This window comes from Ottowia thiooxydans DSM 14619, assembly GCF_000422885.1.
GTDB classification, from domain to species: domain Bacteria; phylum Pseudomonadota; class Gammaproteobacteria; order Burkholderiales; family Burkholderiaceae_C; genus Ottowia; species Ottowia thiooxydans.
Window position 1 is genome coordinate 67,782 of sequence record NZ_KE383942.1, and the last position, 18,791, is coordinate 86,572.

Here is an 18,791-nt window from a genome sequence, read left to right on the forward strand (position 1 = left end):
TATTTTTCCGCGCTTGTGGCCATGGACGGCTATGTGGAGGACAACCGATGAGTCAACTGATTGATCACTCTCCACCCAATGGCGACTATGTGCGCTACCTGGAGAAACTCATGCAGCCGTCTGGCGTTGCCATGCACGCCAGCCCCTCGGTAACCGCGGGAGCCAATCATGTTTCATCTGCGTCTACGCCTGTCGCGGTCCCTGGAGCGGAAGGGCCCCCCGATCTCGTTGAACTGCTGAACAAGCTGATAAAGAAACCCAAGCTGCGTGCTGAAGGCAAGGGCACCGCCACATGGTGGCTCTGGGTGGCCATGGCGCTGGTGATTGCCGGGGTACTTTTCCCGGTGGCCATGGGTTCAGTGGCCGTTGTTGCATTCGTTTTATGGCGAGCGGTGAAGTCGCTTTCCGGCACCAGAATAAAGATAAGGAGAAAACTTTGAAGATTGATGTGAAGATTCTGGACGAGCGCCTGCGTACGCAGATGCCCGCTTACGCCACCCCCGGCAGTGCTGGCCTGGATTTGCGCGCTTGCCTTGAAGCACCGTTGGAGCTGGCTCCGGGTGCTTGGCAGCTAGTGCCCACTGGCATGGCCATTCATCTGGCCGATACGGGCTACGCAGCGCTCATATTGCCGCGCTCGGGACTCGGACATAAGCATGGCATCGTGCTAGGCAATCTGGTGGGCCTGATTGATAGCGACTATCAGGGCCAGCTAATGGTCAGTGCATGGAATCGCAGTGAAACGGCCTTCACCATTGAACCCATGGAGCGAATCGCGCAATTGGTCATTGTTCCTGTGGTTCAAGCAAGATTTCACATCGTCAGCGATTTCCCCGCCAGCGAACGAGGCGAAAGCGGCTACGGCTCTACTGGAAAAAAGTAGCCATGTGCGATTTGTCTGACACGAAAACCTTCCCTTCTCTGGTTGAAGCTTGATTCAGACGAGCGTTTAATAGACTCTGCGCGCGTTGATAGACGCGCACAGATCGCACCCACATATACGTTGGTTTAAGTTGTGGGCGCGGTCTCTTCCCGTATTCATTAAGGAGTAGTCCAAATGTCGAAATTTCAACGACTGAGTCGCGTGGGCATAAGCGCGGTGGTGGTCACCACGCTGGCAGCGTGTGCGAACCAGCCCTATGGCAACTCGAATTACCCCTCAGGCTCACAGCCCGTTTACACCCAACCGGGCTATTCGCAGCCCGGATACTCCTCATTCGGCACCATCGCCAATGTAGAAATGGTCCGAGCAGGCGGAGGCACAGGTGGCATCGCGGGAGCTGCTATTGGCGGGGTTGCTGGGGGCGTGCTTGGCAACCAGGTGGGTGGCGGCTCCGGTCGCACCGTAGCTACGGTGGCCGGTGTCATCGGTGGCGCCTTGATCGGCCAGGCGGTTGAGCGGAATTCGGCAGCAGGCCGCGGCGCAGATGTCTACCGCGTCACGGTACGTCTGGATAACGGCAGCAGCCAAGTTTTCGACTATCAGCAATCGCCAAACGTTCGTATCGGCGAGCGCGTGCGCGTGGAAGGCAACCAGCTGTATCGCTGATCGCCCCGTGTTCCAGAAAGTTAGTGCAGCAGGGGCCCACCAGGAGCCGCTGCTTGCACTCGGAAAAATCCGGTCCCAGCCGTACCTGCTGAAATCTCTTCATCGGTAGCTTCGCGCACGCCCTCCACCTTCAAACGTAGCCGCAGGCCTATGCCGGCCAGTGGATGGTTGCCGTCGAGAACGATGTGTTCGGGGTAAATGCTGGAAACGGTGTAGAGCGCGTCTGCTGGTAGTTTGGAGTTCAGGCCTTCGGGTAGCGCGTGACCTTCAAAGACCATGCCTTCTTCCAGCGGCTCAGGGAAGAGCGCGCGCGGCTCGAGAAAGAGCATTTGGTCGTCGAAATCTCCAAAGGCATCCAGCGGCTCGAGATTGAGCTCAAGCGTGGATCCAGGCTCATGGCCCTGTAGGGCTTCCTCGATTTTGGGCAGCAGATCGTTGCTACCTAGCAAAAACTCAACAGGCTCGTCGAGCACGTCCAGCTCATCGCCGAGGCCGTCTTTCAGCGTCCATGTGAGCGAAACAACGCATTGGGGGGTAATTTCCATCGCACAATTGTCGCATTGCAACGATGGGCTGCCGCAAAAGCGCCCTCTCTTTCTTTCTGACAATGGATACAACCCTCGCTTTACCACTGCTCGGTGGCCTCACACCTGAGCAGTTCATGAAACGCCACTGGCAAAAAAAACCACTGCTGGTCCGTCAAGCCGTCCCTGGCTTCTCGCCGCTCCTCACACGCGCGGCCCTGTTCGACTTGGCGGGTCAAGAGGGCGTTGAGTCCCGTTTGCTGAGTGAGGGCAAGCAGGGCTGGAAACTGCGGAGCGGGCCTATTGCACGTCGTGCGCTACCGCCCGTCAGCCAGCCGCACTGGACATTGCTGGTGCAGGGCGTCGATCTTCACGACGATGGTATTCACGCCTTCATGCAGCAATTCAGATTCGTTCCCGACGCTCGTCTGGACGATCTCATGATCAGCTACGCGAGTGACCAGGGAGGTGTAGGGCCTCATTTCGACAGCTACGACGTGTTTCTATTTCAGGCGGCAGGCAAGCGCCGTTGGCGCATAGGCCGCCAGAAGGACTTGAGCCTCGTGGAAGGTCTGCCCTTGAAGATATTGGCAAACTTCGAGCCTGAACACGAATATGTGCTGGAACCCGGCGATATGCTTTATTTGCCGCCTCGCTGGGCGCACGATGGCGTGGCGCTTGGCGGCGATTGCATGACTTATTCAATCGGGTTTCGTCAGCCTTCTCGGGGTGAATTGGCGCGAGAATTACTGACACGCACCGCAGACGAAGCCACTGATTTTCTGGGCGACACGGCGTACCGGGACCCGACACAACCTGCAGTATCCCGCCCTGCGGAAGTGCCGGCAGCCATGCTGGAGTTTGCACGTGATGCGGTTGAGCGCGCTTTGAGCGACCCCGCGCAACTGGCTATGGCTTTAGGTGAGGCTTTGACGGAGCCAAAGACCAATGTGTGGTTTGAGCCGTCCTCCGGTGCCACTGACGGCGAGACTGGCGGCGCTGTGGTGCTGGATCGGCGGACGCGCATGATGTATGACGAGCGGCATGTCTTCATCAACGGCGAGAGTTATCGTGCTGGCGGGCGAGACGCCCGGGCGATGCGCGCATTGGCGGACAACCGCACCCTGGACAAGCTTGAGGTGGCCCGTTTGAGTGCTGACGCGATCGAATTGGTCAAGCAATGGAAACACGCAGGATGGTTACATTTCGCTTGAGAGCGACGCCTCGCAAGCTCAAAAAGCAGAATATTTAACGATTTGCATTCACTAAATGGCCTGGAAACGTCGCGTTGACGCATCAGGGTTTATCACAATTGCAGAGGCCCGCGCTATAATTGAAGTCTGAGCGGAAAGAGAATGAGCGCTTTCTCTCGGTCAGGACGCAATTCATATCGAGCGTCATGGCTTTCCGAAAATATTACTCTCATAAGGACTATTGAAATGAATAAATCGCTTGTCTTGGCCGCTCTGATGGCTGCTGCTGCTCTGACCGCTTGTGGCAAAAAAGAAGAACCAGCTCCAGCTCCAGCTCCTGTTGAAGCCCCTGCAGCCGCTCCTGCCGTTGAAGCCGCAGCTTCCGCAGCCGCTGGCGCAGCTTCTGCCGCTGGTGCAGCCGCCACTTCCGCAGCTGACGCTGCCAGCTCTGCTGTGGCTGGTGCCGCTTCTGCTGCTGGTGCCGCCGTTGATGCTGCTGCTGCTGCCGCCGGCAACGCTGCCGCCGCCGCTGCTTCTGCAGCCGCTGCTGCTGCTAGCAAATAAGCACTCGCGTGCTCACCGGAGCTATCTGCTCCGGCAAAAAAGCCACCTTTGGGTGGCTTTTTTTTTGCCCTGTTAGGGTAAGGTGGATTTTTGCATCCAGCTTCACGTAACAAGAAATTAGGTAAAAAGCACTCGAAATTCGTGCGTTGAATTTAGATTAGGAGTACGTTTTTGAACGTTCTCCACGTTTGGCGCGAGCGCAAACGCGGCTCTAAACGCTATGCCACTCGCCGCTTCCCATCGGCGTGCAGAATGGCACTTCGTCTGGTGCGCATCCTAGTATTTCTGAGAGCGCGGCCTGCACCAGGCTAGGGCGGTTATTTCGTTCGCTCAAATGCCCGGCGATCACCGTGTGAAGGTCCTTGTGCAACAACGCTTGTAGCGCTTGGGCAGCCTGGCCGTTATTGAGATGGCCGTGAGAGCCGCCTACACGCCGCTTCAGGAATGCCGGGTAGCTCGATCGTTCCAGAAGATCCAAGTCATGATTACATTCGAGCAATAGGGCGTTACAACCACTCAAATTGGATAGTACATAAGGTGTGACGTGACCAAGGTCGGTCAACAGCCCCAATGAGCGTGCGCCATCGGTGCAATTGAGTTGCAGAGGTTCTTGGGCATCGTGCGGTACGGTGAATGGACGCAACTGTATATCGCCTATGCCCACCAATTCACCGTCACGAACGAGAGTCAAGGGCGCGCCCGCCAAAGGCGCATCCAAGGCGCGCCAAGTGCCGGCGCTCATGAACAGTTTAATTTGATGTCGCTGAGACAGCGTTAAGGCGCACCCCACATGATCGCTGTGCTCATGGGTGATGAATATGGCGTCGAGTTGCGGAGTGGAGACGCCGTGGCGTTGCAGGCGGGCTTCCAGTTGGCGAATACCCAGCCCGCAATCCACCAGCACCCTGGTGCTGGTGGTACCGTCCCACGCCTCAATCAGCGTGGCGTTACCAGAACTGCCGCTCGCTAGGCTGCAAAAACGCAGCATGGCTTAGAGCGTGTTCAAAGTCTCTGCGCGAGGGCCGTTGTGTTCGAAAAGCTGGGACTGCAAGGCGAAAAACGCAGGGATACCTGGTGGTATCGCGAGTATTTTTAACGCCGCAGACGCGGTTTTTCGGGCGCAACGGGGCCGCGAGGAGACTTCGAACACGCTCTACACTATTTCAATTCGTCGGCGATGACTTGTACTATGCGTTGCGCAACTGCAGCCGTGACGGGGGCTCCATTCGAGTCAAGCACAGACACGGTGGCGACCTGAGCCTCGCTTTTCACGGAAACCTGGTACCGGGATGTAGGCACTGGGGGGGTGCCCCGTCCTAACAGCTTGCCGAAGAACCCTGGCTCTTTCTTCTCCAGCGTAGGGTCCACGTAGCGGACGAAATAAATGCCCTTGTTGCGGTCACGATCTTCTACGGTGAAGCCTGTGCGATCCAATGCCAGGCCGACACGTCGCCATGCGCGGTCGAAATCCTCGTTGACCTGAACCACCGGCACGTTGTTCACGTTGGCCACGCGTGCATTGGGTACCGCAGGTGCTTGAGCGGCGCTGGCAATGATGGCTTTCGATTGCTCTTGTGATACGCCCAGCCTCACCATCAGGCGGCGAAGAAATTCCGCTTCCAGGTTAGGGTCACTGGCTCGAGGTTGCCAGATGGTGCTGTCGCGTTGCGCGTTGGTGTAGGCCTCTTCCATACCACGATGGCTGATGAAAATATCCGTGCCACCCTGGGCATTGCGCTCCATACGCGTGCGGAATTTGTCGCGTTCTCCAGTGGAATACACCGAATCGAGCATTTTGCCAATCGTGGCGCGGATGATGTCCTGAGGAATCTTGGCGCGGTTTTCGGCCCAATCAGTTTCCAGGATGCCGATATTTTGCTGGTCAACCGCGAGAAGGAAGCCGCTTTCCAGCCAGAACTCTCTCACTGGGTTCCAGAGTTTGTCCGCAGGGCGATCAACGCGCAGCCAGCGCTCATTTCCGGAGCGCTCGAAATGCACATCGGCAATGGTGGTTGCCGCGGTGGGTGTGCCGGTGGTGGCGGCTGCAGCCTGAATGGACTGGTAGTTGCTGGCCGTGACCGCAGTTCCTGGAACCACATAACGCGATTGCCCTGGAAGTTGTGTCAGGTCAGGTGGCACTTCCAGTGAAACGCCTCGGCCGGAACTCTTGTAGTCGATCCGGTCGGTTTCGAGAATCGAGCACGCGCTCAACCCCAGGAGCAGGGCGAGGGGGAGGGCGCGGATGGGAAGAGATGACTTCACGTGTGTGTTTCCTTAAATACGGAACAGGCGTTCAGGCGGATAAGCGCCTTGCCGCAGAATTCATCGCAGCAGGCCGCTTGCCCGCAGTGCTTCTTCGACGACAGCCTCATAAGACTGCGCCAGGGGGGTCATGGGCAACCGCAGTGTGCCGCCGCACAGACCCATGCGGGCCATGGCCCACTTCACGGGAATCGGGTTGGCTTCTACGAACAGTTGCTTGTGCACCGGCAGAAGTTTGAATTGAATATCCATGGCAGCGCGTGTGTTGCCTGCAATGGCGGCCACACACAACTCGTGCATGAGTTTTGGAGCGATGTTGGCTGTGACACTGATGTTGCCTTGGCCTCCACACAACATTAGCGCAACGGCTGTTGGATCGTCTCCAGAATAGACAGCGAAGCCCTTGGGTACCTCGCGAATCAGCCACTGTGCGCGTTCGATATTGCCGGTGGCTTCCTTCATGCCCACGATGCCGGGAACTTGCGCCAGGCGCAGGACCGTATCGTGGTGCATATCGCCTACCGTGCGGCCTGGCACGTTGTAGAGCACCATGGGTAGATCACCCACTGCCTCCGCGATAGCCTTGAAGTGACGGTACTGGCCTTCTTGCGTTGGCTTGTTGTAGTAGGGGACTACCTGTAACTGGCAATCGGCCCCGACCTTTTTGGCAAAGCGTGCGAGTTCGATGGCTTCAGATGTGGAGTTAGCTCCGCAGCCGGCCATGATGGGTACCCGAGCGGCGGCCTGTTCGACCGACACGCGGATGATTTCCTGGTGCTCTTCGATATTCACCGTGGGCGATTCGCCCGTGGTACCGACCACTCCTATGCAATCGGTGCCTTCGGCAATGTGCCAGTCGATCAGTTTGCGCAGCGTGGGGTAATCAACGCTGCCGTCTTCGTGCATCGGTGTAACGAGGGCGACGATACTGCCAGAGATAGGTGTCATGAAAGTGCTTGTCTTTCGCCGTGAAGCGAGCATTTTAGTGCGCTACGGCCTACCCTTTGATGGCCTACAGTGGATATTGTTCCATTGCTTTGCTTTCTCTCTCCGAAAAGCCAGTCTTTCGTACGGCTGCAATTCTTTGAACGAACCGCTGCGGATGGGGCAAAAAACCGTCCTCATACGCCACGATTCGCCATTCCGGTCCCGCACAAACTTTCAGCAATTCGCCGGGTTGCAACAAAAAATCTGCCCGCGAGGGCTTGCCGACCGTCTCGTTACCGGCGGCAAAGGTCTCGTATATCAGTACCCCTCCTTCGGCCACGCAATTCAGCAAGGTCGTAAATAGTGGCCGCCACAAATAGTTGGTGACTACCACTGCACCGAACCGGCGATCCCCCAATGGCCAGGGATCGTTCTCAATATCGGCCAGAACCGCTTCGCCGAGGTCTTTGACCGCTTCTATGGCCGCTGGGTTGCGATCGATTCCCGTCACTGTGTGCCCGCGCTGCGCAAACCACCGCATGTGGCGGCCGCCTCCGCAGGCCACATCGAGAACTGGCGCGCCGGCGGGCACGAGAGGACTCCAGCGCCACACCCAGGGGGATGGCGCTGGCAGGCTGGGAATAGGGGGCGTTGCGTTCATGTTTACAGATGGAAAGCTCGTTTAAATATAGCGTGAATACGTGCTGGCTGTGGATTTATCCAGTCCATCGAGGATGGCGGGGCTAAAATGCTCCGCTATGGCTACGAATTCCACTACAGCTTCCGGTTACTCCGAAGGCTCCATCCGCGTGCTCAAAGGGCTGGAGCCCGTCAAGCAACGCCCGGGCATGTACACGCGAACCGACAATCCTCTGCACGTCATCCAGGAAGTACTGGATAACGCCGCCGATGAGGCGTTGGCCGGCTTTGGCAAGAAAATCAAGATTTCGCTGCACGCCGATGGCTCGGTCAGCGTGGAGGATGATGGTCGGGGCATTCCCTACGGGATGCACCCGGAGGAGAAAGCGCCCGTTCTAGAACTGGTGTTTACCAGGCTGCACGCCGGCGGAAAGTTTGACAAGGGTCAAGGCGGTGCCTACAGCTTTTCTGGCGGTCTGCATGGCGTCGGGGTGAGCGTGACCAATGCACTGTCCACTCGCATGGAAGTGTGGAGCCATCGCGAGGGCATGGTGGCCAAAATGGTGTTCGAGGCCGGTGATGTGGTCGAACAACTCCAGCTTCGCAAGCAGGCCGAAGGCGATCGCCGCCAGGGAACCACCGTTCGCGTGTGGCCGGACCCCAAGTATTTCGAATCTCCTGCTTTGCCCATGGCGGAGCTGACACACCTGCTGCGCAGCAAAGCGGTGCTGATGCCGGGAGTCAGTGTCACCTTGTTCGACGAGAGGAAAAAGGACACGCAAACCTGGCAATACAAGGGTGGTTTGCGCGATTATCTGGAACAGACCTTGGTCGCAGATGCGGTCATCCCCCTGTTTGAGGGCGAGGGCTATGCCGGCAAAGACGCTGAAAACTTCGCAGAAGGCGAGGGCGCACAGTGGTGCGTGGCCTTTACCGAGGAGGGGCATCCGGTGCGCGAAAGCTATGTCAACCTGATCCCCACGAGCGCCGGTGGTACACATGACAGCGGGCTGCGAGACGGCCTGTTCAACGCCGTCAAGAGCTTCGTTGAGTTGCATAGCTTGCTCCCCAAGGGTGTCAAACTGATGCCTGAAGATGTCTTCGCGCGTGCGAGCTACGTACTATCTGCGAAGGTACTGGATCCCCAGTTTCAGGGCCAAATCAAGGAAAGACTCAACTCGCGTGATGCGGTCCGCCTCGTATCCGGCTATGTGCGCCCGGCGCTGGAGTTGTGGCTTAACCAGCACGTGGAGCACGGCAAGCGTCTGGCCGAATTGGCGATCAAGGCGGCTCAAACCCGCCAACGCGCGGGCCAGAAGGTTGAAAAGCGCAAGGGTTCTGGTGTAGCTGTGCTGCCCGGCAAGCTAACCGATTGCGAAAGCCGCGACCTCACCCTCAATGAGGTGTTTCTGGTGGAGGGGGATTCCGCCGGAGGCAGCGCCAAAATGGGGCGCGACAAGGAAACCCAGGCCATCCTGCCTTTGCGAGGAAAGGTCCTCAATACATGGGAGGTGGAGCGCGACCGGCTTTTCGCCAACACGGAGATTCACGATATTTCGGTGGCCATAGGGGTCGATCCTCACGGCCCGACTGATTCACCGGATCTTTCTGGATTGCGTTACGGAAAAATCTGCATCCTCTCAGATGCGGATGTGGATGGCTCGCACATCCAGGTTCTGCTGCTGACTCTGTTCTTCCGTCACTTCCCCAAATTGATTGATTCAGGCAATGTCTTCGTTGCCCGGCCGCCTTTGTTTCGGGTGGATGCACCGGCGCGGGGAAAGAAGCCAGCCTCCAAGATGTATGCGCTGGATGATGGTGAATTGACTGCGATTTTGGACAAATTGCGCAAAGATGGCGTGTCTGAAGGAAAATGGACCATCAGCCGCTTCAAAGGGCTGGGAGAGATGAACGCGGAGCAATTGTGGGAAACCACACTCAATCCCGACACCCGTCGTCTTTTACCGGTGAAGTTGGGCCGCTTCGATTTCGGCCAGACCGCCGCAGAAATGACCAAACTCATGGGCAAGGGCGAAGCTGCTGCTCGCCGCGAACTGATGGAACTTCACGGCGATGCCGTGGAAATCGACATATAACCAGCAATGATTCAGGCTTTGTTTAAACAGACGGTTCGCGTGCTACCGGTGGCGGTGGCCCTGTGGCTATCCACGTGGCATCTTGCTGCGCGCGCTGATCTGTGGGCTTACCTGGACGAAGCAGGGGTGACCCATTTCGCTTCTGAGCAGGTAGATGGTCGCTACCAGTTGTTCTTCCGCAGCGGTGACGCAGGCTCCCTGGGCTCTGTGAAGAGTGAAGGCGCGCTGACATCCGGCAATGGGAGCGCGCGTCCAGGTGTCAAGGCAACCGGCGTGAACGGTGAACCAGCCTTTGTGATTCCTAAGCGCTTCGCAGATCTTGATGCCTCCAAAGGCTACAAGGCGGTTCAAAAGCACATGCAGGCCGCCGCACAGGCGCACGCAGTCGACTACGAACTCATCAAAGCGGTGATCGCGGCGGAGTCTGGCTTTGATCCGGGGGCAGTTTCCCCTAAAGGCGCTGTCGGTCTGATGCAATTGATGCCCACCACGGCCGGGCAGTACGGAGTAGTGGCAGACAGGCAAGGCCGCAAAGACAGCAAAGGCAAGCTGGTTCCCGCCCAGAGTGTGGAACAAAAGCTGGTCGATCCGCAGACCAACATCCAGGCCGGGGCGCGCTATCTGGCCTATCTGATCAAGCTCTTCAAGGGCGAGCTCTCTCTTGCAGTGGCTGCCTACAACGCCGGCGAGGGCGCCGTGCAGCGCGCTGGCAACAAGATTCCCAATTACAAGGAAACCCAGGGTTACGTCAAGACCGTGATGGGCCTGTATGAAGTGTTCAAGCCTGCTGTCCAAGTCGTGCAACCTTTAGCTGGCGCGGTCGGAAAGCTCGGAGGTCGGATCAGCGGTCAATCCGGTGGCCGTGTCCGGGTGGAGCTGGGGGGCATTTCAGACGCCAGTGGCCGCGGGGAGGCCCGTAGGGCTCCTGTAGCTTACGCACAGCCGGCTTCAGCCAATGAATTGAGTCAGTTGGTCGAGGCAAATACCGCTTCGATTGACTAAAAACGTTTTCTAAGTCCTTTCTTTTTTTCCTCTTTTTCAATGAACGATCAATCGGTCTTGGACCTGGCCGGGGAGGGTAGCGGGTCGGATGACGATCTGGCCTTGGCCACCTATGCTCAGCGGGCTTACCTCGAATATGCACTTTCCGTTGTAAAGGGCCGTGCGCTCCCCGACGTTTGCGACGGACAGAAACCGGTTCAGCGGCGCATCCTGTTCTCCATGGAGCGCATGGGGCTCGGCTACAACGGAAATACTGGAGCCAAGCCAGTCAAGAGCGCTCGGGTGGTGGGCGATGTGCTGGGTAAATATCACCCGCATGGAGATACCGCCGCCTATGACGCGCTGGTGCGAATGGCGCAGGATTTCAGCCAACGTTATCCCTTGATTGACGGTCAGGGTAATTTCGGTAGCCGCGATGGTGATGGCGCCGCTGCCATGCGCTACACGGAAGCGCGCTTAGCCAAGATCACCAGCCTCCTGCTGGACGAGCTGGATGAAGGCACTGTGGACTTCGCACCCAACTACGATGGTTCACATGATGAACCGCGCCAGTTGCCAGCGCGTCTGCCCTTTGCCTTGCTCAACGGTGCCAGTGGTATTGCGGTAGGCTTGGCCACCGAGATTCCTAGCCATAACCTGCGCGAAGTCGCTGATGCGTGCATCGCACTCGTCAAATCCCCGCAGATGACGGACGAGGAGCTATTTGCTCTGATTCCCGGCCCTGATTACCCAGGCGCTGGGCAGATCATCAGCTCGCCTGGCGACATCGCCGACGCCTATCGAACAGGTCGCGGTAGCCTCAAGGTCCGGGCGCGCTGGAAAATTGAGGAGCTGGCACGCGGCCAGTGGCAAATGGTGGTCACGGAGCTGCCGCCTGGCGTGAGCAACCAACGTGTGTTGGAAGAAATCGAAGAGCTGACCAACCCCAAGGTCAAGGCGGGCAAGAAGGCTCTCACGGCTGATCAAACCGGTTCCAAGGGAGTTCTGCTGGCTGTGCTGGACACCGTGCGCGACGAATCCAGCAAGGACGCGGCGGTACGCCTCGTGTTCGAGCCCCGCACCAGTCGAATCGGCCAGGACGAACTGGCTAACATCCTGCTGGCCCACACCAGTCTGGAAACCTCGTCGTCCATCAACCTCACGAGCGTTGGAATCGATGGTCGGCCAGTGCAGAAATCCTTGCGCCAGATGCTGCTGGAGTGGGTGACCTTCCGTCAACAGACTATCACCCGGCGCAGCCAGCATCGTCTGCAAAAGGTACTTGATCGCGCTCACATCCTGGAGGGTCGGCGGCTGGTGCTGCTGAACATCGATGAAGTGATCGCCATCATCCGGGAGAGTGACGAGCCCAAAGCGGCCTTGATCGCCCGCTTTGGCCTCACGGACCGGCAGGCAGAAGACATTCTCGACATCCGGCTGCGGCAATTGGCCCGGTTGGAGGCCATCAAGATCGAACAGGAGCTCAAGCAACTGCGCGAAGAGCAAGGGCGCCTCGAAGATATTCTTGGAAATCCCGGCAGCCTCAAGCGTTTGATGGTCAAGGAAATCGAAGCTGACGCCAAGCAATTTGGCGATGCTCGCCGCACGCTGATCCAAGCGCAGAAAAAAGCGGTTGTCGAGGTCAAAGTCATCGATGAGCCCGTTACCGTGGTGATCAGCGAAAAAGGCTGGGTGCGCGCTCGCACTGGCCACGGGCATGACGCGACCGCGTTTGCATTCAAATCAGGCGATGGCCTGTACGGCACATTTGAATGCCGCACAACCGACTCCATGCTTGTGTTTGGCACCAATGGCCGCGTCTACACGGTCGCCGTGGCCAACTTGCCGGGTGCGCGTGGTGACGGACAACCCATTACCACGCTGATCGAGTTGGAGGCCGGTACTCAGCCTGCGCATTACTTCGCCGGTGCCGATGGCGCGGTGCTGATGCTGTCGGGTTCGGGTGGCTATGGGTTTCTGGCGCGGGTGGAACACATGCTTTCGCGTCAGCGCGGGGGCAAGGCATTCCTCACTCTCGGAGAAGGCGAGCAAGTTTGCCAGCCCTCGGTGGTCTCACTACCTGCGGCTACGTCACTTCTGCCGGCCACGCACATTGCGTGCGCGTCTACTGGTGGCCGAATTCTCACCTTCGAAATCGCCGAACTGAAGGTAATGGAAAAAGGTGGCCGTGGCTTGACCTTGATCGACCTTGAGCCCAAGGATTCCCTGGCTGGCGCTGCGGCCTATACCCGTAGTGTGCGCATTCGAGGTATTGGCCGAGGGGGAAAGCTGCGCGAGGAGACGCTGGAAATAAGGAGCCTCAACAACGCGCGTGCCGCCCGCGCCCGCAAAGGCAAAGCGGCAGATCTGGGTTTCAAACCCACTAGCGTGGAGCGGGTGCAATGATTCCGATCGATGTATCCACCGTGGGCCTCATCGTGGCAGTGGTGACCGGCGTGGGCAGCGCCTGGCTGGGTCGGCGCTTGTCTAGAGGCTGGCGGGCCAAGCGCGAGATCCGCCAATTACAAGCCCGGCGCGCCACTGAATCTCGGCAGGTTCGTCGGGCAAGAGAGCGGCAACAGAAGCCTTGATCAGTGGAGGGCGGATTGGCATACAACTCTCTGCCATTCCGATCATTTGACTGAGGAACGCTCGGCGTAGCAACGGCTATTGCTGCGTTCTGTCGTTGGCCCGAGGCAACTTACACCTGGGAAGAAGACTGAAGGAACGAAAGCGAGCATAGTGACTCGTGGTATTTTTGCGCTTGTCGAATCAAAAAAATAGAACTATAGTTATGTTATTAATTGAGAATAAATCTCATTATTAACCTTAATTAATTATATTTTTTGGTCGAATTCGCATCATGCAAAGGCGTAGTCTTTCGCTAACCGTGCTCGTACTTTGGGTCTTGGGCCAGTTCCCCGTTTCAGCTCAAACGGTTCCTTCGCCGCAAGCACTGCAAGGGACAAGCCCCATACCTGATCTCGCTCGCAACGGGGTAGGTGTCATGCACATCGCTCCGCCCAGCCCGGGAGGTGTCAGCCGCAACCAGTACGAACACTTCAATGTTCCAGCGGCGGGTTTGATACTGAATAACAGCGCGCAGCGCACCACCACAGTGCTCGGTGGCGGCGTAGCTGGCAATCCGCAGCTGGGAGGGCAGCCTGCGCGCATCATCGTGAATGAGGTCACGTCCGCTTCACCCAGCACGCTACGCGGCGCGCTGGAGGTGGCCGGACCTAGGGCCGACCTCGTTGTGGCCAACCCCAATGGAATCCACTGCGATGCTTGTGGCTTCCTGAACGCGGGGCGAACCACGCTGACAACTGGCTTGCCTATTTGGAACGGCACCGGAAGCATTCTGGGCTTTCATATTGAAAAGGGTGTTTTGAGCGTGGGCAACGGCGGCCTGGACGCAAGGGACTTGCATCAGCTTGATTTGCTGGCTCGCGGCATCGTGATCGAAGGAGTTGTGCAAAGCCAAAAAATTCATGCCATTGCCGGGGCTAACCAGGTGGACTACGGCGATGCTCCGGCGGTGCAAAGCCTTGCGGCTGGTGGCGGCGATGCGCCGAAATTTGCAGTGGATATCGGCAAGCTGGGAGGCATGTACGCGGGGCAAATCTATATGTTGGCCACCGAGAGGGGGATGGGTGTCAATAGCGAAGGGCGTTTGGTTGCGCACGAAGGGAGCCTGCGCCTCGGCAGCGATGGTGATCTGCGCGTTCATCAGGCCTACGGCCAGCAGGGGGTGAATTTGGCATCTGCCGGTGGCGACGTTTCTGTGTCGGGCGAAGTGGCGTCACCTGCTCAACTGAACATCTCGGCAGGGCAGGTATTACGCAATGGCGGCCTGGTGGCCGCAGGCGAAGGGCTATCGGTACAGGCGCTGGAAATCGATAACGCTGGGGCGCTCGTTGGTGGCACCTCGGCTATGGCGGATCGTCGCGGCGTCGATGCAGATCCTGCGCGTGCCGCTGGCAGCCTGCTGCTGAGCGGAAATGTGCACAACCGCGCAGACGCGCTTGTGTTTAGTGCAGGGGATCTCACGGTCAACGGCTCGCTGCATAACGTCGGTGGGGCGGTTCATGCCTGGGGCAACATCAAAATCATTGGCCACCTGACCAATGAAAACGCTGGTTTTCGCACAGTGCGGGAAACCTCCACGAGCGCGCCCAACGAGTTGTATTACTCGGATGAGCTCGCTCCCGCAGATGCACATCGAGCCGATGATGTTCGCTTCGATCGGCAGCAAAACCTGGTGTTGCCGAGCACCCAATTCCCTTTCGAGCAGTTTGGCCATGAAGCTTACGATTCCGTTCTGCTGCCAAACGCTTACCTCAGCGCGGAGAAATTTCCAGGCGCTCGGTATGCGGATTCGGATCCTGTCTGGGCACGCTTTGGCGTGAAAGCCCCTGACTTTAGCGATCTTGATTCCCATGCGTCGCTGCCGGGCACGGACGTTTGCGTTGCGTCGGACAACTATGAAGTGGCCGTCGAGGCTCGCCGAACCCAGGCCTTGGCCGAACTGCAACTGAAGTTGGATGCATTCAATACTGATCTGGAAAAGCGTCGTACTGCGAGCTACTTTTCGCACAGCGTTGACCAGCATCAGATAACCGAGGACCGTGTGGTTGCCAGCCAGCCGGGCCAGATGATTGCCGGCAGTTCCATCAGCGTTGCCGGAGGGACCAACCGGGACAGCCTGGTTGCCGCTGGTGGTCAATTCTTTTCCTCACGGGGCTTTAGTAACCACGCCACCGAGGGCCGGCGCACCGTCACTGCGCACGGTCGCCTTCAGCGTTCGTGGTCAGAAGCTGCGCTATTTCGAGATGCTCAACCACGCCTGGATGAGCCTGTGCTCCTCACCTCGCTGGTGTCCGAGCAGACTTTTCCGTTGGATGCCAAGCCTATGAAGCATCCCATTGGAGCGCGAGACACCTTCTTGGTAAAACCTTCTCCATGGGGTGAGCTGCCAAAAATAGATCGCTTTGCCTCGCTCCCTAATTCCGACAAGCCAAACGGCGGTCAGGCTTTCCCGTGGACGTCAGCTGCCAGCGTGAACTTCGCTGGGCATGGCGAGCTTTCTGGGCTGGCTGTGCCGCTTGCTCCGGCTACCAAGGACACTCAAGGCAGCCTGCTGGCCGCGAGCGATATCCGCGTTTTAGCCCCCGGTGAGTCGTTCACCAACAGTGGCGCTCTGCTTGCGCACGGTGACGCAATATCCACGGGCAGCCTTACCGTGGAGGCCGACCGCATAAGCCACCGAGGCACCCTCTCTGCGCACGAAACGGTTCTGCGCGCGACACAAGACATCGCTGTCACTGGTGGCCAATTCAACCGTCCCGGTGATAGCGGCCCTACCGGTTATGGCTCGCGGATAGACCTCCAAGCAGGCCGCAACATTCAATTGCAGTCTGAGGTGCAGCCGCTCAGCCAAAGCCTGGGTATTGACCAAGCGGAAGCTCACATAGCTTCACGCACCACCGTGCTTTCCGCCGAACGTATTGATCTGCGTGCAGGGCAAGACCTGCTGACCGAGGGCGTTGTCGTCACCGCTGGAGATACCTTAATGGCAAGCGCGGATCGTCACATCGATATTGGCCCTGCCTTCGAAAACCGCAGCACGCAAGCGAGCGCCATCGCGGACCAAGGTGAACAGTCTTCCCTATGGAGTCAAAGCGCGAGCACCTTGCTCGGCAGCCAATTGCGCGCGAAACGCTTAGCTCACCTGAACGCGGGGGAGCAGCTCACGTTCACAGGTAGCTTGATGGCCAGCGAGAACGATCTTCAGTTAAACGCACGCCATATCAGTATCGAAAGCGCGGAGACCCAGCAGGAACTTTCTGTTCGAACTACCAGGGGGGCGGATCTCCTGCACACGCGCACATTTCGCCAAACCCCTGTGGAGAGCCGTCTTTCTGCCGACAACCATGTTCAGCTCATCGCGGATGAAGACATTGGCATCGCCGGAAGCCTGGTTGACGCCCGGCTCGGTCTAGCCAGCTTGGTTGCGGGGCATGACGTTCATATCAAGGGTGTGTCAAACAGTTTCCGCCACGAAAGAGGCAGTGACGCGAGCCATGGCTGGTGGTTCGCTCGCCACGGTGTCTCCTCGAACCATCTCAGTGCGGGCAGCAGCATCAAGGAGTCTCAAATCGAAGGCCACCGGGTTTCGATGAAGACTGGTCGCGACGCAAAGGTCAGCGGCTCCAGCGTGAGCAGTACGCAGAGTCTGGAGGTTCATGCTGGTCGAGACGTTGAAATTGTTGGCATGAAAAACGTCTACAGCGAGGACGATGTATCCAAAGACAAAAAGCGCGGCTTCTTTATAACGGGAGCGAGTCTTGCCTTGGGCTGGCGAGACCTTTCTAAAGAGAGCCAAACCACCGGCGGGAAAGCAGAGCGCTCGACCGTGGGGTCATTGGGCGGTAGCGTCAACATCGAGGCGAAAGGCAGCTATACCCAAGGCGCCAGCGATCTTCTGGCTTTCGCTGATATCGACGTGCGCGCCAGGGATATCCAACTATTGGAGGTGGTGGATGCAAGCCGACGAATCAAGGAAAGTGAGACCAGTGAACGTGGCCTGGGTCTCGGCGTGGGGATGTTCGGATTTCTAGGCATCGGGGGTACTGCCTGGCTCAATGCAAAGCTAGCCGTCAATGCCCCTAGCGGGCGTGTGGCCGCGTTGCACTCGCTTGCAGCGTTGCGGGGGCTGCGAATTGCGGGAGGTATGTTTTATTCCGGCAAGGATGAGCAAGGCCTTCCCACTCCGGCCCCGGTCAGGCAATGGAAAGGGTTCACCGGTGGGCTTCGAACGGGGGTGCTATGGAATGACTTCTCTCACATGGACCAGAGCCTGAACGATACTGTGCAGATCGCCAAAATCAGTGGCGGTGGCTTGGTCAAGCTGCAGGCTGATCCCCACGCCGGGAAACTGCACTCCGCAGGAGCGGCTGTTCACGGCGGACAGGTGCACTTAATTGCACACGACATTGAACTGGGCGCTGCCCAAGCCCATGACCACCAAGACTCGCGAGAGCATGCCCTTGGCTTTTCAGTTGGCGCCATCCCAGGGGCCTCTTTGGGTGTAGACGGGTGGGCTTACTACTCGGAAGATGCGGCCACTAGAGGCAAAAAACACCCCCACCTCACCCAGGTAAGCGCTGCGAAAAAACTCAGTGTTCGAAGTGTTGGCAATATTGGGTTGCGTGGTGCTCTCTTGGAGGCAGAGTCGGTAGCGGTTGCTGCAGGAAATCAGTTGCTGATTGAAAGCTCGCAGGAAAGCGCGAACGGCAGGGCCGACAAGACTGCAGCAGATGTGTTTCTGGGAACGGGTGGCGGCATGAGCTACGGAGGGATCAGCGGTGCCCGAGGTGAGGCGCAGCTTGATCATGCGATCGTGAGCAAACCGAGTGGCATTTTTGCTGGGCAAGGTGGCTTCGATATGGAAGTGGGTGGCGTGACTCGGCTCGTCGGGGGGCTGATTGACAGCCAAGCGCCTGCGTCCAGCAATCGCTTGACCACCGGGTCACTCGAAACGCAGGACATCACCACTGCCAACGATTCCTACGCGGTGACCATGGACGGCTACATCGGGTACAGCGACGCCTCCCCAAGCAACCTTGGGCGGGGTGTGAGTGCGTATCCTGGCGTTCCTCAATCCGAGGGCGGCCGACAAACGATGCGTGCCAGAAGCGCCATCGCACCAGGCGCCATTGTTTTCACGCAAGTAAGTCAGAGTGCAGGTGCAGAGCAACTTGCTGTACTGAGCAGAGATCCGTCATACGAGAGGGGCATACGTTTTCAACCTCCGCCGGCAGATCCCAGCCAAGTTTTGGCCGAGCATGCCACCCTGGGGTGGGCGATCGCTGCCGCTGTCCCCTTGCGACTCGTGGCCGAGTGGGGCGCTTTCGCCGATGGGCGCCTGACTCAGGCACAAGAGAGCGGAAACGTCCTCGCGGCGAACTGTTGGAGTGCACAAGGAGCATGCCGGGCTGTGGGGCCTTTCGGTATAGATGCATTGACCGGAATGCTGGGGTTGCGCTGAGTTTTT

15 protein-coding genes are annotated in these 18,791 nt (G+C 58.3%); 10 read left to right on the top strand and 5 right to left on the bottom strand.

Features of this window, described 5'->3' with window-relative positions; translation table 11 throughout:
* Positions 1-47: 47 nt before the first annotated feature.
* The 3 genes from G518_RS0126710 (at position 48) to G518_RS0126720 (ending at position 1,549) form a co-directional block, all read left to right on the top strand.
* On the top strand, positions 48-440 hold the full coding sequence (locus G518_RS0126710; RefSeq protein WP_028605089.1) for a hypothetical protein: 393 nt from the start codon (positions 48-50) through the stop codon (positions 438-440).
* Positions 437-883 carry a dUTP diphosphatase gene (gene dut, locus G518_RS0126715; protein ID WP_028605090.1) on the top strand — a complete coding sequence of 149 codons (447 nt, stop codon included), beginning with the start codon at positions 437-439 and terminating at the stop codon, positions 881-883. Before G518_RS0126710 ends, dut begins: the two co-directional genes overlap by 4 nt.
* 174 nt (positions 884-1,057) lie before the next feature.
* On the top strand, positions 1,058-1,549 hold the full coding sequence (locus tag G518_RS0126720) for an outer membrane lipoprotein (protein ID WP_028605091.1): 492 nt from the start codon (positions 1,058-1,060) through the stop codon (positions 1,547-1,549).
* A 20-nt stretch (positions 1,550-1,569) separates the two neighbouring features.
* Here the strand turns inward: G518_RS0126720 and G518_RS0126725 are convergent, their stop codons facing one another.
* Complete coding sequence (locus G518_RS0126725) at positions 1,570-2,094, bottom strand: FKBP-type peptidyl-prolyl cis-trans isomerase (protein ID WP_028605092.1); 525 nt, start codon at positions 2,092-2,094, stop codon at positions 1,570-1,572.
* A gap of 62 nt (positions 2,095-2,156) precedes the next feature.
* Between G518_RS0126725 and G518_RS0126730 the strand changes: the two genes are divergently transcribed.
* Positions 2,157-3,287, top strand: coding sequence for a JmjC domain-containing protein (locus G518_RS0126730; protein ID WP_028605093.1), 1,131 nt, complete (start codon positions 2,157-2,159; stop codon positions 3,285-3,287).
* Positions 3,288-3,512: 225 nt separating this feature from the next.
* A complete protein-coding gene (locus G518_RS37175) occupies positions 3,513-3,830 on the top strand; it encodes a hypothetical protein (protein WP_036596302.1) in 318 nt (105 codons plus the stop codon).
* 211 nt (positions 3,831-4,041) lie between these two features.
* Here G518_RS37175 and G518_RS0126740 read toward each other — a convergent pair whose 3' ends face one another.
* From G518_RS0126740 to G518_RS0126755, 4 genes are all read right to left on the bottom strand, one after another.
* Positions 4,042-4,818, bottom strand: coding sequence for an MBL fold metallo-hydrolase (locus G518_RS0126740; RefSeq protein WP_036596303.1), 777 nt, complete (start codon positions 4,816-4,818; stop codon positions 4,042-4,044).
* 170 nt (positions 4,819-4,988) lie between these two features.
* The gene (bamC, locus tag G518_RS0126745; protein WP_028605095.1) at positions 4,989-6,092 is read right to left on the bottom strand and encodes an outer membrane protein assembly factor BamC; all 1,104 of its coding nucleotides are present in this window, start codon (positions 6,090-6,092) and stop codon (positions 4,989-4,991) included.
* Between the two features lie 60 nt (positions 6,093-6,152).
* Entirely contained in the window at positions 6,153-7,040 is an 888-nt protein-coding gene (gene dapA, locus G518_RS0126750) for a 4-hydroxy-tetrahydrodipicolinate synthase (RefSeq protein ID WP_028605096.1), read from the bottom strand.
* 64 nt (positions 7,041-7,104) lie between these two features.
* Positions 7,105-7,680, bottom strand: coding sequence for a class I SAM-dependent methyltransferase (locus G518_RS0126755; protein WP_051237446.1), 576 nt, complete (start codon positions 7,678-7,680; stop codon positions 7,105-7,107).
* A 97-nt stretch (positions 7,681-7,777) separates the two neighbouring features.
* On the opposite strand from G518_RS0126755, the gene G518_RS0126760 reads away from it, so the two are divergent.
* The 5 genes from G518_RS0126760 to G518_RS38810 all read left to right on the top strand — a co-directional run bounded on the left by G518_RS0126760 (position 7,778) and on the right by G518_RS38810 (position 18,785).
* Positions 7,778-9,754: a DNA topoisomerase IV subunit B gene (locus G518_RS0126760; protein WP_028605098.1), complete on the top strand. Its 1,977-nt coding sequence runs from the start codon at positions 7,778-7,780 to the stop codon at positions 9,752-9,754.
* Positions 9,755-9,772: 18 nt separating this feature from the next.
* Complete coding sequence (locus tag G518_RS37180) at positions 9,773-10,756, top strand: lytic transglycosylase domain-containing protein (protein ID WP_245598140.1); 984 nt, start codon at positions 9,773-9,775, stop codon at positions 10,754-10,756.
* 39 nt (positions 10,757-10,795) lie between these two features.
* Positions 10,796-13,141, top strand: coding sequence for a DNA topoisomerase IV subunit A (parC, locus tag G518_RS0126770; RefSeq protein WP_028605099.1), 2,346 nt, complete (start codon positions 10,796-10,798; stop codon positions 13,139-13,141).
* Positions 13,138-13,326, top strand: a complete 189-nt coding sequence (locus G518_RS0126775) for a hypothetical protein (protein ID WP_028605100.1) — start codon at positions 13,138-13,140, stop codon at positions 13,324-13,326. The genes parC and G518_RS0126775 overlap by 4 nt, the downstream gene beginning before the upstream one ends.
* A 272-nt stretch (positions 13,327-13,598) precedes the next feature.
* Positions 13,599-18,785, top strand: a complete 5,187-nt coding sequence (locus tag G518_RS38810; protein WP_084652308.1) for a two-partner secretion domain-containing protein — start codon at positions 13,599-13,601, stop codon at positions 18,783-18,785.
* Positions 18,786-18,791 lie beyond the last annotated feature (6 nt).

Coding starts and splice junctions, on each gene's coding strand:
- G518_RS0126710 (WP_028605089.1), top strand. CDS start 48: ATGAGTCAACTGATTGATCACTCTCCACCCAATGGCGACTATGTGCGC.
- G518_RS0126720 (WP_028605091.1), top strand. CDS start 1,058: ATGTCGAAATTTCAACGACTGAGTCGCGTGGGCATAAGCGCGGTGGTG.
- G518_RS0126725 (WP_028605092.1), bottom strand. CDS start 2,094: ATGGAAATTACCCCCCAATGCGTTGTTTCGCTCACATGGACGCTGAAA.
- G518_RS0126730 (WP_028605093.1), top strand. CDS start 2,157: ATGGATACAACCCTCGCTTTACCACTGCTCGGTGGCCTCACACCTGAG.
- G518_RS37175 (WP_036596302.1), top strand. CDS start 3,513: ATGAATAAATCGCTTGTCTTGGCCGCTCTGATGGCTGCTGCTGCTCTG.
- G518_RS0126740 (WP_036596303.1), bottom strand. CDS start 4,818: ATGCTGCGTTTTTGCAGCCTAGCGAGCGGCAGTTCTGGTAACGCCACG.
- dapA (WP_028605096.1), bottom strand. CDS start 7,040: ATGACACCTATCTCTGGCAGTATCGTCGCCCTCGTTACACCGATGCAC.
- G518_RS0126755 (WP_051237446.1), bottom strand. CDS start 7,680: ATGAACGCAACGCCCCCTATTCCCAGCCTGCCAGCGCCATCCCCCTGG.
- G518_RS0126760 (WP_028605098.1), top strand. CDS start 7,778: ATGGCTACGAATTCCACTACAGCTTCCGGTTACTCCGAAGGCTCCATC.
- parC (WP_028605099.1), top strand. CDS start 10,796: ATGAACGATCAATCGGTCTTGGACCTGGCCGGGGAGGGTAGCGGGTCG.
- G518_RS0126775 (WP_028605100.1), top strand. CDS start 13,138: ATGATTCCGATCGATGTATCCACCGTGGGCCTCATCGTGGCAGTGGTG.
- G518_RS38810 (WP_084652308.1), top strand. CDS start 13,599: ATGCAAAGGCGTAGTCTTTCGCTAACCGTGCTCGTACTTTGGGTCTTG.